Here is a 15,476-nt window from a genome sequence, read left to right as displayed (position 1 = left end):
CGAACGTCTGTCCTGTGTGGAGGCAGCGGCAGAGCTGCCCGAGCATCCGGCTGAACAGGTGCCGCAGCGCGGTGGAGAGGCGGTCGCCGGGCCGGACCAGGCCGGATTCGTTCCGCTGGCCAAACGCTGGATCGTGGAGAGGTCACTGGGCTGGATCATGCGGGCGCGCCGCAATTGCCGGGACTGCGAACGCCTGCCCCGGCGCAGCGAGTCGTTGATCCCTGTGGACGTCGACGACGTTGATGGCCCGTGCCGGAGCCGGCCCGCTGGGGTAGCGGTGTCCTCACCACGATCAGGACACCCCGCGCCACCGGTCGACGGCACACTGAGCACTGCGGGCACGGCCGCGCGGGCCGCCACCCGGGTGGGGGATTTTGGCCGCCACCTCGGGCTGTTTCTTGCCTTGACGTCCAGAGCGAGCGCATGGTGGTCTGGACCATTGCGGAACGTGGGCGGCCTTCGGTACCTGAATGGCTGCCTGGCCGCCCCGGATCGTCAGGCGCTGACGGTATCCGTTGGCGGCTGACGGCAGGGAGTGCTCGTCATGACCAAACGCCCTCGTGTACCTCGGTGTGTGACGCGCGCGGTCTTGGCGCTCACGGTGGCCGCGTCGGCGCTCGGGGCGCCCGGTTCGGCCCAGGCGGCACCGGCGTTCGACACCAGCGCCGCGTCCGCCGCCGTGGCCAGGGTGCTGCCCCGACAAGCCGCCCAGTTCACCCTCACCCCGGTGCAACGCCGCCCATCCGGTGACTATTTCACGGTGAAAGGCCGCGCCGGCAAGATCGAAGTACAGGGCACGAGCCCCGGAGTGCTGTTGACCGGGGTGAACTGGTACCTGAAGTACACCGCGAAGGTGGACGTCTCCTGGCCCGGTGACAGCCTGTCCCGGTTGCCCGCGACCCTGCCCGCCCCCTCGCAGCCAGTGACCCAGTCAGCGGTGGTGCCCAACCGGTTCGCGCTCAACGACACCGACTCCGGCTACTCCGGCCCCTACAAGTCGTGGGCCGACTACGAACGTCAGATCGACGTGCTGGCGTTGCACGGCGTCAACGAGGTGTTCGTGGACATCGGCACCGACGCGGTCTATGACCGCACGTTCCGGCAGTTCGGCTACACCGCCGACGAGGTGCGCTCCTGGATCCCCTCCCCGGGCCATCAGCCGTGGTGGCTGCTGCAGAACATGGCCTCGTTCACCGGCCCGGTGTCGCCGCAGTTGCTCGACGCCCGCGTCGCGATGGCGAAGAAGGTCATCACGCGGCTCAAGGACCTGGGGATGACCCCGGTGCTGCCGGGGTATTTCGGGACCGTTCCGCGAGGTTTCGCGGACAAGAGCAAGAAGGCCGATGCCTCGTCGGACGCGCGGGTGATCGGGCAGGGCACGTGGGTGGGATTTGACCGGCCGGACTGGCTGGATCCCCGCACGAGCAGCTACCGCAAGGTCGCGGCCGCCTTCTACCAAGCCCAGCACGACCTGTTCGGCGACACCTCGATGTACAAGATGGACCTGCTGCACGAGGGCGGCAAATCCGGTGACGTGCCCGTCGGGGACGCGGCCCGCGGTGTCATGACCGCCCTGCAGACCGCGCGCCCGGGGGCCACCTGGGTGCTGCTGGGATGGCAGAACAACCCGCCTCGAGCGATCGTCGACGCCGTGGACAAGTCCAAGCTGTTCGTCGTCGACGGCCTGTCCGACCGCTACGGCCAGCGCGACCCCGACTCCCAGTGGAACAACACGCCCTACGCGTTCGGCACGATCTACAACTTCGGCGGCCACACCACCATCGGCGCCAACACCGGCGTCTGGACTCAGCGCTTCCCGCAATGGCGTACCAAGCAGGGCAGCGCCCTGACCGGCATCGCCTACCTGCCCGAGGGCACCGGCACCAACCCGGCGGCTTTCGAGTTGTTCACCGAGCTGGCCTGGCGTCAGACCCCCATCCACCAGGCTGCGTGGTTCGCCGACTACGCCAGCCGCCGCTACGGCGGGCCCGACACCCGCGCCGCGACCGCCTGGGATCTGCTGCGGCAAACCGCCTACAGCATGCCCGCCTCAGGGTGGAGCGAGGCCCAGGACAGCCTCTACGCCGCCCGCCCGAACCTGGACGCCGCCACGGCGGCGACCTGGAGCCCCGCCTCCCTGCGCTACCAGCAGGCCACCTTCGGCAAGGCACTCGACGAGCTGCTCAACGTCGATCCCGCGCTGCGGGGCACCGACGCCTACCGGTTCGACCTGGTCGACGTGGCCCGGCAAGCCCTGACCAACACCAGCCGCACCCTGCTGCCCCAGATCAAGACCGCCTACACCAACCGGGACCGGACCCAGTTCACCACCCTGACCAGCCGGTGGATGAGCAACATGACCCTGCTGGACAAGCTGCTGGCCACCGACTCCCGATTCCTGCTGGGCCCGTGGCTGGAAGCCGCCAAGTCCTGGGCGGGCACCGACACCGAACAGGCACGCCTGGAATACGACGCCCGGTCGCTGATCACCACGTGGGGGCCCCGGGCCGGCAGCGACGACGGCCGCCTCCACGACTACGCCAACCGGGAATGGTCCGGCCTGGTCAGCGACTTCTACGCCAAGCGCTGGAAGCAGTACTTCGACAGCCTGAACACCGCGATGAACACCGGCGGCCAACCGGCGTCCATCGACTGGTTCGCCGCCGAGGACGGGTGGGCCAAGCAACGCAACCCCTACCCCACCACCCCGGCCGGCGATCCCTACGCCCTGGCCGCCCAGGTACGCGACACGCTCGCCGCCGCGTCCTCCCCTCGCCAGGGGGCGATCGTCGGGATCGGCGGCAAGTGCGTTGACGTCACCAACGGCAGCTCAGCAGACGGCACGCCTGTGCAGGTGTGGGACTGCAACGGCACCGCCGCCCAGACCTGGACCGCCCAGGCTGACGGAACAGTGCGAGCCATGGGCAAGTGCCTGGACGTCCGAGGCGGCGCCACGGCCGCCGGCACCGCCGTGCAGCTGTATGGCTGCAACGGCACGCCCGCCCAGACCTGGACCTCCCGCAAGGACGGAACCTTGGTCAACACCAAGTCCAACCTGTGCCTGGACGCCACGGGAGGATCGTCCACGCCGGGCACACCACTGATCGTCTGGACCTGTATCGCCACTCCCAACCAGAAGTGGGCACTCCCCTCCTGAATTACCGGCAGCGATCCACGCAGGACTACGGTAGGGTCGGCCCGAATTGATCGGTTCGGGCCAACCCCACCGACGCGCATGCCAGTCACCAATCCTCCGCCGACCGCGGCTTTCTTGGTCTCCGTTGCTCGGTCAGTGCCTGATCTCGCATCGTTGCTCAACGGTTTTCCTGCAGGCGCTCAGCTACCTGCGAGAACCGTCCCTGGCACCGTGGCTGGCTTTGCGCGCCCAGCTCGGCAGCGGCTACGCCGACGACGTGCGGGGCATGGCGAACTTCCGCAAGGCGGTCGTCGCCGCCATGGTCTCGGTACGCGCGATCTGCCCCGAAGCCAGCGTCAGAGCACCAAGTACGGCCTGCTCCTCACGCCGGTCCCGCTCCGTGGCTTGCGCGCCATCACGGCTGGGGCGCAGGCCCGGCGCATATCTGAAAGCCGGCCAGCTCCCAGGGCCGCGGCCTGGATCAGCTTCCGGCAGGCTGCGTCAGAGACGGGCTGGCGCAGTTGCGGTTCCGGCACCCTCCTTGGCCTCGTAGACCGCGGTGTCGGCTCGCCGCAGCAGATCGTCGATGTCCTCGACGTCGGGCACGGGAAACAGGGTCGCGCCGGGCGACACCGTCAGGGCGCCGCTGGGACACGGGAGACCTCCGATATCGCCAATTGTCAAGCGGTCACAGGTTCTGCAAGTGTCGGCTGAGGCGGGTGGAAGGCTCGGGTTTCGTCGTAGGTCTGTCCTGTGTGGAGGCAGTGGCAGAGCTGTCCGAGCATTAGGTTGACCAGGGGCCGCAGGGCGGTGGAGTGGCGGTCGCCGGGGACGCGGCGTTTCCGGTAGCGGGCTTTGGCGGGTTCGCTGTGGGTGGCGGCGATGAAGGCCCAGAGCCAGCCGACGGCGGCGAGGCGGTCGTTCTTGATCGGCCGGCAGGTGACGGAGATCGCGCGCCGGACGTGCGGGCGACGGGTGCGGACCCTGCGTATGCCTTGAGCACGCGGGCCTCGGAGAAGCGGATGCGGTCGTCGCCGATCTCGGCCAGGACGCGGGCTCCGGTTGAGTCGGCGAGGCCGGGGAAGCTGGTGATGATCGCGTAGTCGGGGTGTCGGAACGCGTCCGCGGCCACCGCACGAAGTCGTCGGCGCCAGTGCAGGCGGCGTCGAGCGTGGCGAACAGCGCGAGGGCCTGGCGGCCGAACGCGTCTTCGACCAGCCTCGGCTGGCTCAGCTGGGGTTCGCGCAGTGCCGCCTTGATGTCTGCGGTGGCCTGGCCGACGCAGCGGGTGCGGCCGGCGCGGCGATACGGGCTTTCGACAGCGCGGCCGCGGCGGCCAGGGTCGGGGTGATCGCCAGGATCGCGGCGAGGTTCGTCGCGGACTTGCCCGCGAAGGCGGCGAGGACGGCCGGGCAGTACTCGCGCAGGACCGCGCAGTTCGTTGCTTGCCTTGGTGCGCCGCCAGATCGCGTCCTGCTGGGCGCGGGCGAGCACGGCCACGGCTTGGGCGAGGTCGCGGTCGGCAGGGACGCGGCGGCGCGCAGAACGTTCGCCAGGGTCGTCGCATCGGCGTGGTCGGATGTGGATGCGGGACACCGAGTGCCGCTCACGATAACGGGCGGCGGCCATCGGATTGATCGCGAACACCGGCCTGCCGGTCGCGCGGAGCGCGGCGACGAGCAGCCCGCGGGGTGTTTCGATCGCGACCGGAATCGGGGCCTCGGCCGGGTCGCCGAGTTCGGCGAGCAGCTCGGTGAACTCGGCGACGACCTCGTTGATTCTCTTTTCGCCATCAGCCTGCCGGCGCTGTCGACCACGGCCAGGTCGTGACGGCCTTCCGCCCAGTCGATCCCGCAGCACAGTGTCAACCCCGTCACCTCTGGTCGATCAGTGACCTCTGCCGGTCAGAGACCCAGCGAGAACGCGCAGCGCCCTCCTGACGAGGCTCGACGGCCTTCCCTCCGATGAGTTGTTCGCGATTCCAGCGACCCGCACGGCAAGCCAGTCTTCGCGGCATAGCTCACCGGCTCCCCAGAAACAAGGCATCCGCCGTGCGGGCGGGCTCGAACCACGAGCACCGACCTGACCCGGCGAGATCCCGGTCGCGGTCGACCGAGCCCGCCGGTCCCGCACGTGGACTCACCGGCCCCAGAGGCGCTCAGGCACAGCACTCGCGCGGCGGACCACCAGCGCCGACGGCGCGTCGACCGATCTCCCCCGAGGGCTCACGGCTCTCGAAACCTTCCGGCCTCGACCCAACGCCGAGCAGCCCGCGGAAGTCCGTGTTGCCGATCTTTTCGACGCCTCGGGAATCAGGTAACGAGAAGGCTTCCACCACTTCGAGCGGGCTGTCCGGGATTCAGGAGAAACCTGCCAAGTGAGCAATTGAGGTGAGGTTCACCGAGGTTCGGAGGCACGCCGCGTTCCTGGATTTCGCGAGCGCGGGTGTTGTGCCCGGCGATTCCGGCGTGGATCTGCTCGACCGCCAGGCCGGTTCCCGCGGTCAGGAGCGCAGTGTCGAGGTATCGGTGGGGTTCGCGGCCACCGTCCACAATATCTCTCCCGCCCGCAGTTCCGCATCCACGAACTGGCGCGGTCGGTACTGTTTCGCCAGCGCGTCCAGGCGCTCTTCGGAACAGACGCAGACCAGCCGTTCCCCGTGCATCGCCGGATCTCGCGCGACTACTGCGGCTCGGTGTCGTCGGCGACGACACCGAGCCGCACGCCCTCGTACCGGATTCCTCACCGATCCACGAGGACTGCCGGTACGCGACCGTGACCTGTGTGGCGCTGCTGCCGACATCGGCACCGGTCGTGGTGGACGACGCCGTGCGGACCGGTCGCACGCGGACCTGACGGAGGCCGGGTGGATCGATGTGACCACCCGGCCTCCGCGTTCCCGTGCCGCGTCAGCCGGGCCGGCTGCGCAGGAACCGCGTCGAGTTATCCCAACGCAGGCCCAGGACGATCCGGATTCGATGACGGCTGGCGCACGGAAATACTAGGAACTTTGCGGCGCGGTAAACTTCAACGTTTTCGGCACCGCCTCGCTCCCGATGCGCATACCGTACAAGTGCAGACCAGTATTATCGCGAGGAACTTCCACCCTGGTCCCATAGTACGACATATTGTACGACTTTCCTCTTTCCAGCTTCAACGGAAAGGCATAGCTCTGGCAACTCATCTGGACTTCCCCGGTCCCTTCACGCCGCATAGTGCCGTCGTCGTACAATAACGGAGCGGAGTTGTAATTTTCAGCTATTGAACAATTGAACCTAGTCTCCGCTCGGTCGGTATCCCGCACCCAGAATAGCCCAAGAGACTTGCTCCAGTAGTCGGCAGCCAGGTAGGGAAGTCCGTAAAGTGACCCCTTGTCGTCGTTGTAAAAGCGGACACAGCCCCTGACGAAGGCCTTCTTGTCCTTATCTTGCGTCGTAGTCCCATCGTCGCACGCCTTGCCCACTTCCTTCAAATTGTTCCCGTCGGCAACTTCGGCTACCGGAATCAATTGGATGTCGGTAGTCGAATCCTCTGACTCGGTGAAGAATTCCTCAGAACTGTGCGTGACCTGCCACAGGTTTGTAGCCTGGTCGACGGACGGACTCAACTTTATATCCTTGAGGTAAATGGAGTTCGACTTTCCGTCGGAGCCAACTGAAAATGGCTCGCTGTAGTATGAAAATTTCCCTGAGTGAAAGTTAGAATTGCCGTGAAATTCTGTCGGCCATGCGCCTGACACTTTGACTACATACTGGCCGAAGTAGTCGTTATTTGAGCACGAAGGCTCGATCCTGTCCGCACCCGGAAAGGTCACGCTGCAGAAGGAGGGCGTTCCGATGACGTGCGCGCCGTTCTCGGATTTCGCAAGGGGGAATGGACTTTCCGTGTAGGTAAGGCCCTTGATGCTCGCTGCTTGGGAAGGAAGTTTTGCTTCTGCGATTTTCGCGCTGTCTAGTACGTAGAATCTAGTCGTTTCGTTCGGGTGTACCGGAGTTACGATATCGTCGATTATTTCATCCGAGCATGCCCCATCCGGCTCGGGGGCGTTTCTCTTCAGTTCGCTATGAGGATTGCTGTGAACTTGCCCGCCCGGCCAGTTGACGCGCGCATTGATTCCAATCAAGGAAACCACGAGGTGCCTCGGAGCGGTCGGGCAGACGACGTTCCGCAAAGTCTGCACATCCACAGCTGGGTGGGCAGCATCGACAGATGCCGAATTCGGGTCAAACCCAGCATTTCTCATGATTCGGTGGACTCGCGTGGTTCCGTCAAACGATTCTTCGAGCGGCCTGGCTTGGGAGTACCGTCCCTCTCTGGTGATCTCGTACGCCTGCACGTTTCGAATATGCCGAGCGGATATTCCTCCAGCGAATACCACTTCTTCTTGCCCTGCGTAGCCTCCGTACAAGGACCCTAGCGACCGGGCGACGTCGAACCCGCCGGGGGCGAATATTTCGTACCGATACCACCGTTCCGACACGCCTGCGGCGCTAGTGGAGGCTGGGTACCAGCGAGAGCTTTGCGTCGCGCCTACAAAGATACTGGAGAAACTGCGATCCGACTGCCCCGGGGCTCCCATCTCGTGGACGTACCGGTTCAAATTTGAATAGCTGTCAAGGTCCTGGCCCGGCTGTATCGCCCTCGGCGCGAACCCGGTTCTCAGAATTTCGCTGGGACTGCGGCGATCCCATCGGTAAACGTGCGTTCGGACATCCAGGTTATCAGTAGCATCCCGGGCCACCAGGCCTACGCTTGGCTCAGTTATCCTGTTGGCGTTTACTAGGTCCGCGTACATGGTCCGCAATTGCGTCTCGTTTCGCTGCCCCACAGCGGCGGCAAACAGCCGCGGAGAGTACGGCGACGGAGTTCGCGACGGGCCGTCGTCCGCATGTGCGGACCCGCCGAAAACCGCTACCAGCAGCGACGCGATGAAGCTTGCGACCAGGGCAGCCGCAGATGCTGCCCGAGATCTCCTTGTAATTGCTCTCGAACTGGCCATGTGACTCCTTTTATCTTTCGTGCCCGGGAGGCGCACTCAAGGAGCGGATCCGTGGACCGGACACTGAGTCCTGCCAGCCGAAACCTCCAGGCAGAACCGCTCGCGAACACAGGACTCTCGACAGGCCGTTTCTTTCAACGGTTTTATTTACGAGAGCGTCCCGATTAAGCTGTCCGGGAGAGCGGTGGCGGGAGGCGCGGCATGGTGGCATGTTCGGCCACGGATCATCTTCCCGAGCAGGTTGACGCGTTTCGACGAGAGAGGACGCGGGTCTTTCCTCCTTTACCTCCACGTCTTTTCCGGCTGCAACAGGGACTTCGAGTACTTCCACCCGTGACCAGCGCTGCAGTCCCCCAGTCATGACCGGAGGACTGCAGCGCTGAAACGAGAACCGGGCGGAAGATCGCCACCGAAAGGAATATATGAATCCGCTTGCAGGTTGTCCAGAAAACCAGCGGGAATCACTCTAACGAGCCGAAGAGGTTCGGAGCTTGTCCACGGGGAGCGCGAGCAGCGGTTCCCACCTCGACGCGACGGCGGAACCTCGGTGGCCTGACTGCATCTTCGGCAGGAAAGTCAGACATCGGACGCAGCCAAGTCCAGCCGCTCGGACAGGCCTGGCAATGCAGTTCAAGCGCGGCAGATGCTTGCTGCCCCGCCGCGTCGGCCGGCTCGTGGGCCGAGGCGCAGCACCCGGCCGCAGGACTCCCAGCGCGCTTCAGATGGAGCCTGGCAGCTTCACCTCACAGCGCAGCCGATGTACCCAGAATGTGTTCCAGAGCCGGCCCAGAACGGGGCACACCCTTTGGTCCGCCGATTACGTCCGTAGCCGGGCCGTGCCCGATTTCGGGTACGGGGGTTTGCCGGAGATCGCGCGGGTGGCCATGCTGGGTGTCGTGGGGGACGAGATTCCAGATGACCTGGTGCGCCATATTGTGCACACGACAGGCCTGCCCCCGGCCATTGCCGGGCGGGTCGTGTCGGATGTCATGGGGTATTTCGTCGAGACCACGGAAGAGTACGTGCGGCGCCGACACAGCGAATTGCGCGCGGAACAGTTGCCGAACGCGCGGATCTGGGCGGTGATCAGCGATGAACTGGATCTTCGCCCGGTCGCGGCTCCGCGACTGTCGGAGCGGCAGTTGCGCCGCATCGTCCACGGCTGAGCAGCGGAGGGCATGATCATGTGCGGGATCGTGGGATACGTCGGGGCGCGGAACGCTGTTCCGTTGCTGCTCGAGGGCCTGCATCGACTGGAATACCGGGGTTACGACTCGGCGGGCATCGCGGTGGAACGAGGCAGCGGGCTCGAGGTTGTCAAGGCCAAGGGCCGGGTCGCTGATCTGCGACGCATCGTGCCCGCCGGACTAAGTTCGCCCGCGGGCATCGCGCACACCAGGTGGGCGACCCACGGGGAGCCGAGCGATCGCAACGCCCATCCGCATCTCGATGAACGTCAGCGGATCGCGGTTGTCCACAATGGAGTGATCGAGAACTCCGCGCAGTTGCGAGCCCAGCTGACCGCTGAGGGGGTAACCCTTTCGTCGGACACTGACAGCGAGGTTCTCGCCCATCTGATCGCCCGGAGCGAAGCGCCGGCGCTGGAGGACGCTGTCCGTGATGCCCTGCGCCGCGTCGAGGGCACCTACGGGATCATCGTCATGGACACCGGGAGCCCCGGCGAGCTGGTGACAGCCCGCCAAGGCAGCCCGATCGCGCTCGGCATCGGCGACCAGGAGATGCTGATCGCCTCCGACGTCGCCGCGCTCGTGCGGTACCCGCAGCACGTGATCTACCTCGACGACGACGAACTCGCCACAGTGTCCGCCGACGGCTACCGCACCAGCACCCTGGAAGCCGAGTCCACCACGAAGTCCCCGACCTCGATCGCCCTCTCCTCCACGGAGTACGAACTGGGCGGCCACCCGGACTTCATGAGCAAGGAGATGCACGAGCAGAGCGAGTCCGTAGACCGCTGTCTGAGCGGCCGGCTCGACCATCGGTTCATGTCGGCCCGCCTGGACGGCCTCGGTTTGTCTCCCCGCGAGTACCAGCAGGTCCGCCGGGTCAAGCTGCTCGGATGCGGTTCTGCCTACTATGCCGGGCAAGTAGGGGCAGGCATGATCGAGGAACTGGCCAGGATCCCCGCGGACGCCGAACCCGCCTCCGAATTCCGCTATCGCAATCCGGTCGTCGACCCCGACACTCTCTACGTCGCGATCAGCCAGTCCGGCGAAACCCTGGACACCCTCGCCGCCGTGCACGAACTCAAGCGCAAGGGCGGCAGAGTCGTCGGTTTGGTCAACGTCGTCAGCAGCTCGATCGCACGAGAATGCGGCAGCGGCATGTTCCTGCACGCCGGCCCCGAGTTCTCCGTCGCGGCCACCAAGTCCTTCACCAACATGGGAGTAGCGCTGGCCTTGCTCGCCCTCGAACTCGGCCGGGTGCGAGACCTGTCCCTGAGCGAGGGCCGCCGCCTGGTCACAGAGCTCGCCGACCTGCCAGCCCGCATCAGCGAAATCCTCGCCGCGGAGGACGACATCGCCGCGATCGCCGCCCGCTACGCCGAGGCGGAGCACATGTTCTTCGTCGGCCGCGTGCGCGGCTGGCCGGTCGCCAGGGAAGGCGCGCAGAAACTCAAGGAGATCTCCTACGTCCACGCAGAGGCGTACCAGTCGTCCGAACTCAAACACGGACCACTGGCGCTGATCAACCCGCACATGCCCACCGTCGCGGTCGTGCCCGACGACGAACTGCTCGCCAAGAACATCTCGACCATCGAGGAAATCAAAGCCCGGGGCGGCCCGGTGATCGCGGTAACCGACGCCGACTTGCCGCCCGGGCTCGCGAACGACGTGATCAAGATTCCCCGCGTGCAGCCGGAACTCGCCCCGATCGTCCTGTCCATACCGCTGCAGCTGTTCTCCTACCACCTCGCGAAGGCACTCGGCCGCGACATCGACCGCCCACGCAACCTGGCGAAGAGCGTAACCGTGGAGTAGCCCGGATTTTAATCCGTAGCGGCGGCCTAATGGGGATAGCAATCGGCCGCCCGCTGACCTGTCGCGGAGGACTGGCTCCACCGCCGAAAGGTGAACCCGACACAAGGACTGCACCGGCATTTCGCAACGTCTCCGCCCTATGCTCAGCCACACCTCAGCCGCGCCGCCGAAGGCGCCACGTCGGACGGCGCGGGCTTCCATGGCGCCTGGCCCCACGCCGGCAAAACCGTCTTCACGCCCGGCACCCACTTCACGATGATGACCCGCCACGCGGCACGAACGGCCGCCCACATCGCCGAATGGCTTCACCGGTACGCCTGACAGCGGACTCGTGCGCGCGACTCGCCGCGCACCCGCGCGGAAAGGAGAAACGAGCGACCCGGCCGCGCTCCTCACCAACGGAACGAGCTGTTCCCGGCTCGACCCGGGGCCCGACCGGACGAGATCGCCCATGGTCCGCATCGAATCCGGCGAGCGCCGCATCGAGGCAATCGCCTCCTCGCCGCAACACCCGCCTTCGCACGCCAAGTACGCCGGCTTGCTCAAGCGCCGTCGGTCAACGCAGTGAAATAACGCCTAACCCTTCTCCGCCGGATCGGCGAGGAGCTGTTGCAGGGCGGAATCGGCCGTGACGTCTACGGCGTACCAGGTTGACGGATCGCCGCTGGGCGCGCTCCACGCCGCGGCCGCGCAGATACGAACAGTCTCGTCGAACCGAAGGCCCGGCAGCCGCCAGGTCAGCCCCGCCGGAGGGACGAGTTCGACACCGTACGGCGCATCGGCTCCGTCCCTCAGCTCATCAGCCCATCGACCAGGAAAATCCCGCCCGGCCTCGGCATCACGCCGTATCGCATCGAGGTCCGGTCCGCCAGCGCAAGAACGGAACCGGCGTTCTCGACGGTCACCGCCTCCAGCGACTCGCCGGGATCAGCTCCGACGGAAACGCCCGCGGGCACGTCGCGAAGCCGCAGGGAGAGTTCCAGTCCCGGCAGGGCACCGCGTGCTCGAGTCCGCCAGACCGCAGCCCACAACGTCACCGGCGCGAAATGCCCCGCAACCACCGCATCGATCCCCGGAAACAATGCTCACCGTGGCGGTATCGCCCTGAGCCGCGGTTGCTGCCGACCTCACCGACCGTCGGCCGACCTCGCCAGACAGCCCGGAAAGCGGTGTCGAACCGAGGCGCCCCGCCAGTGCGACAGTGCCGAGCGGTGTGACAACGGACGGCAGCCACTGAGGACACGGTCCCGTATTTCCGGATTCAATCTTCACGTTGCTGTTCTCAATGTTTGACGACGTCACGGCCTGATCGGGTAAATGTGCACCGCCCCGTCTTCCGCATATACGACCATTCCCTTGGTGGTCGGAATTCTGGTGCCCGTCCGGCCAACGTATATTCCGATCACGTTGCCTTCGCCGAAGTCTACGCGTTCCTTGAAGCCGGCATGACCGCGTGGGACGCCGCCGACCGGTTACGCGCTACGGCGGGAAGCTTGCGTGCTGGAGTCCGTGTCGTGGAATTTCGCTCGTCGGGGGCGGCGGTCACGGGAACTGAAGGGGCGGAGAGAGTGCTCAGCATTGTCGGCGCAGGTGGTGCTGTCTTCCGTTGAAGTTAAGGCTGGCTAGGTGCCGGTCCGCCCCGACGGTGCGCCTCAGCCGTCAAATGACAGCCGGTGCTGACGGCCACGCCGGTGTTTTTCCCCGTGCCGAAGCTAAGCAGCGCACCGTCGGTTTTGCCGTACACCACGTCGTGGTTGCTAGGGCGGTCGGAGAAGATTTTGGGCGTGGGATCGAAGCCGTATCCTGCGGCGATTTGTCCGACGAGGGCTTGGGCACGGGGCCAGTCGGCGTCAGGCAGGTTTCCTTCGGAATCCCAGCGGGGCAGGCTCAACTCCAGGCCGTCGGTGTCGAGTCCGGGGTAGTCGTTGCCGCAGCCGGTTCCGCTGAGTTCGCCTCCTTGTTCCCAGGTTCGGCCGAATTCGGCGGTGAGGCGTTCGCGGATGGTGGTGAGCATGGCGGTGTAGGCGGTTTGGGCTTGGTCGATGTCGGGTCGTTGCATGAGCTGGTCGTAGGCGCTGGACACGTCGGGTCCTTTCTGTCCGCAGCCAGCAAGCGCGAGCGCGGCGGCGCAGGCTGCTGCCCAGCGGCTCAGGCCGTGGTTGCGGTTTCGATGCGGGGGCATGGTGGCTATCTTAGTTTTTCCCGGGTATGCGGTATTCGAAGCCGGGTTGGTCCCGGAGCATGAATTGCGCAGGGGTGTTGGCGAGGAGTGCGGCGAGGTTGTGCTGGCTGGTGGTGCCGGGCTTGAGGTATTCACCCACGCTGGAGTGCCCGGTCGAGGCTTCCAGTGGCGGCCCGTCGATCGGGTGCGTGCGGTCGGTGGACATGTCGTGGACTCCGGGCAGGTGGGTGGGGTCGGTGCCGAAGACGCCGGAGTCGGCGACCATGTCGGCGTCATTTTTGAGGGCGTAGGACTGGCCGGGCGGGACTTTCAGGTCGGTAACGGTGTCGGTGCCGAGCCCGGGAGACCCGGCGAAGGCAGCCGCGTCGACTTCGACGTGACGCAGCGCCAGCCCGGTAGTAGTGGAGCCGTAGGAGTGTCCGAACGCGACCGTCCGCGCCGGATCCGGCCCGCGCGAGGTTTCCAGCCCTTCCAGGAACGGTGCCAGTTTCGCCGCACCGGCCTCGGCTTTGCCCGAGCCCAGCACGTCCAGGGACTGCGGCGCGTCATATCCCATCCACGTCACCGTCGCCGACTTTTCGCCGTTCCCATACCACGCTGCCATCTTGTCGGCTTCCTGGCGGATCTTGTCCATGCTTTTGTCGTAGTCGATCAGGTCGCCGCCGACTGAAGACCCGAACCCGCCGGTGAAAGTCATGACGTTTCGAGCGGTGTCGACATTGCCGTTCGCGATGGCCGCTCTCAGGTGTTCACCGCTGCCATCGAGCACCAAGAGTTGCCGTCCGCCAGGCAGGCGCACCGCCTTGTCGACCGTGCCGAGTTCGGCCAGCCGATCGTTGATCCGGTCGAGCTGGACTTTCAGGTCGTGGTGCTGGTTCTGCTGCTGCGGGTCGGACAGTTTCAGTCCGTCCATGCGCCGTTGGAGGTCGTCGCGTTGACGTCGCAGGTCCGTCTCCTGCTGTGCCAGCACCGCCCGGTTCGCTTTGTCCCTGGCCCAGCCCGGCAATCCGTCCATCGCGCCGACCATCCCCGGGCGGTCTCGGACGAGGTTGTCGCGTTCGCCCGGGGACAGGGTCGCCCACCAGGCAGAGGCTTGTGAGGGGGTCGCGTTCGCCGGAGGTTCGGGGGCGGTGATGCCGGGGGCAGCGAGTCCGTCCGCGGCCGCTGCGGCCACGGTGGACTCGTTGCCGGTGCCGAACTGTCCGGCGGCGGCGCGGTCGAGGACGGCCGCGAGGTCGGTGTCGATGTCGTCAGCGGTCCGCAGGATCTGCGCGACTTCGTCCACGAGCTGGGCGTGGATGCGTTCCCGGTCTTCGGGGTGCAGGTCCGCCGGCGGCTGCCCTCCGGCGTAGAGGTCGGTGATGCCGCCGGTGCCGGTGAGCCGGAACCCGTATTTGCGGGCCAGCTCGTCGGCGTTGCAGATCGCGGCCTGCACGGCGGCGATGGCGTCCGCGGCCTGACTGACGGCCTTGCCCAGGGCGGCGACTCCGGCGGCGTAGGTGTCCAGACCACGCATCAGCGCCTTGTGCTGCCCGGCAGCGGCGTCGGCCCCGCCGCCGGCCCAGTCCTCCATCGGCAGGAGCTTGCCGAACTCGTCGCCGTCGTGGACAAGGATCTGCCCCCGGATCTGCAACACGGAGAAGACATCGTCCAGCACGCCATGGTCCCAGGCGCGCACGTCAGCCAGCGACACCATCAGCGCGGCCCCGTCACCGTCGGGGCTTCCGGGAAGATCCCCGCCGCCGAACGGTCGCCCTTGCCGAACCGGTCGGCCGCGACACCCAGGTGTTCGCCGAACGCCCGCACCGACGAGCACCACTGGGCGAACGTGGTCGACAGCGATTCCTGGCAGTGCCCGGCCGCCCCCGCGGCCTTCCCGCCCTTGACCGCGACCCCGATCCGGCCGACCGCTTCGGCACAGTCCGCCTCGCCGAACCTGGCCGCCTTCGCCCTGGCCTTCCCTCCCGCCGCTCTCAACCTGTCCGGCACCGTCGTGAACCCCATGATTTCCTCCCTCGGTCGCCTCGTCACGCTAGGGGGAACACGACGGCGTGATCAACTTTCCGCACCCCCGAACAGGGGGCGTGACCCGCCGAAATGCGGACAGGTACCTAGCCGCGGCCGAGTAGAACTACTCAGCCGCCGACCGCGGAGCCG

At 66.4% G+C, this 15,476-nt stretch carries 10 protein-coding genes and 1 pseudogene; 4 read left to right on the top strand and 7 right to left on the bottom strand.

Features of this window, described 5'->3' with window-relative positions; translation table 11 throughout:
• Nucleotides 1-544: 544 nt before the first annotated feature.
• Nucleotides 545-3,157: an alpha-N-acetylglucosaminidase gene (locus tag CU254_RS12660; RefSeq protein ID WP_037713471.1), complete on the top strand. Its 2,613-nt coding sequence runs from the start codon at nt 545-547 to the stop codon at nt 3,155-3,157.
• Between the two features lie 763 nt (nt 3,158-3,920).
• Here the strand turns inward: CU254_RS12660 and CU254_RS44050 are convergent.
• The gene (locus CU254_RS44050; RefSeq protein WP_234392818.1) at nt 3,921-4,268 is read right to left on the bottom strand and encodes a transposase; all 348 of its coding nucleotides are present in this window, start codon (nt 4,266-4,268) and stop codon (nt 3,921-3,923) included.
• 251 nt (nt 4,269-4,519) lie between these two features.
• Between CU254_RS44050 and CU254_RS44045 the strand changes: the two genes are divergently transcribed.
• Nucleotides 4,520-4,966, top strand: a complete 447-nt coding sequence (locus CU254_RS44045; protein ID WP_234392817.1) for a hypothetical protein — start codon at nt 4,520-4,522, stop codon at nt 4,964-4,966.
• 1,171 nt (nt 4,967-6,137) lie between these two features.
• Here the strand turns inward: CU254_RS44045 and CU254_RS42975 are convergent.
• Nucleotides 6,138-7,472, bottom strand: coding sequence for a hypothetical protein (locus CU254_RS42975; protein WP_158688014.1), 1,335 nt, complete (start codon nt 7,470-7,472; stop codon nt 6,138-6,140).
• 1,547 nt (nt 7,473-9,019) lie between these two features.
• Between CU254_RS42975 and CU254_RS12650 the strand changes: the two genes are divergently transcribed.
• Both CU254_RS12650 and glmS read left to right on the top strand, forming a co-directional pair.
• Entirely contained in the window at nt 9,020-9,301 is a 282-nt protein-coding gene (locus CU254_RS12650) for a hypothetical protein (protein ID WP_037717030.1), read from the top strand.
• A gap of 18 nt (nt 9,302-9,319) precedes the next feature.
• A complete protein-coding gene (gene glmS, locus CU254_RS12645) occupies nt 9,320-11,137 on the top strand; it encodes a glutamine--fructose-6-phosphate transaminase (isomerizing) (RefSeq protein ID WP_009076210.1) in 1,818 nt (605 codons plus the stop codon).
• Nucleotides 11,138-11,928: 791 nt separating this feature from the next.
• Here glmS and CU254_RS12640 read toward each other — a convergent pair.
• The 5 genes and pseudogenes from CU254_RS12640 to CU254_RS12620 all read right to left on the bottom strand — a co-directional run bounded on the left by CU254_RS12640 (nt 11,929) and on the right by CU254_RS12620 (nt 15,323).
• The gene (locus CU254_RS12640; RefSeq protein WP_037713465.1) at nt 11,929-12,198 is read right to left on the bottom strand and encodes a hypothetical protein; all 270 of its coding nucleotides are present in this window, start codon (nt 12,196-12,198) and stop codon (nt 11,929-11,931) included.
• A gap of 237 nt (nt 12,199-12,435) precedes the next feature.
• Nucleotides 12,436-12,579 (bottom strand): annotated as a pseudogene (locus CU254_RS44910) (polymorphic toxin type 50 domain-containing protein); the annotation flags it as partial.
• A gap of 170 nt (nt 12,580-12,749) precedes the next feature.
• Nucleotides 12,750-13,319 (bottom strand): lipoprotein, encoded by a 570-nt coding sequence (locus CU254_RS12630; protein WP_009076203.1) that lies wholly within the window; start codon nt 13,317-13,319, stop codon nt 12,750-12,752.
• Nucleotides 13,320-13,329: 10 nt separating this feature from the next.
• Nucleotides 13,330-15,015: an alpha/beta hydrolase gene (locus tag CU254_RS12625; RefSeq protein WP_050788159.1), complete on the bottom strand. Its 1,686-nt coding sequence runs from the start codon at nt 15,013-15,015 to the stop codon at nt 13,330-13,332.
• Nucleotides 15,015-15,323 (bottom strand): hypothetical protein, encoded by a 309-nt coding sequence (locus CU254_RS12620; RefSeq protein ID WP_037713460.1) that lies wholly within the window; start codon nt 15,321-15,323, stop codon nt 15,015-15,017. The genes CU254_RS12625 and CU254_RS12620 overlap by 1 nt, the downstream gene beginning before the upstream one ends.
• Nucleotides 15,324-15,476: the final 153 nt, after the last annotated feature.

Origin of the sequence: Amycolatopsis sp. AA4 (assembly GCF_002796545.1) — a bacterium.
GTDB lineage: Bacteria > Actinomycetota > Actinomycetes > Mycobacteriales > Pseudonocardiaceae > Amycolatopsis.
The sequence above is the reverse complement of the archived record's forward strand: the minus strand, read 5'-3'. Positions and strand labels throughout refer to the sequence as shown.

Excerpts from the sequence above, each read along its gene's own strand:
- CU254_RS12660 (WP_037713471.1), top strand. The coding sequence starts at position 545 with ATGACCAAACGCCCTCGTGTACCTCGGTGTGTGACGCGCGCGGTCTTG.
- CU254_RS12650 (WP_037717030.1), top strand. The coding sequence starts at position 9,020 with ATGCTGGGTGTCGTGGGGGACGAGATTCCAGATGACCTGGTGCGCCAT.
- glmS (WP_009076210.1), top strand. The coding sequence starts at position 9,320 with ATGTGCGGGATCGTGGGATACGTCGGGGCGCGGAACGCTGTTCCGTTG.
- CU254_RS12630 (WP_009076203.1), bottom strand. The coding sequence starts at position 13,319 with ATGCCCCCGCATCGAAACCGCAACCACGGCCTGAGCCGCTGGGCAGCA.
- CU254_RS12625 (WP_050788159.1), bottom strand. The coding sequence starts at position 15,015 with ATGGTGTCGCTGGCTGACGTGCGCGCCTGGGACCATGGCGTGCTGGAC.
- CU254_RS12620 (WP_037713460.1), bottom strand. The coding sequence starts at position 15,323 with ATGGGGTTCACGACGGTGCCGGACAGGTTGAGAGCGGCGGGAGGGAAG.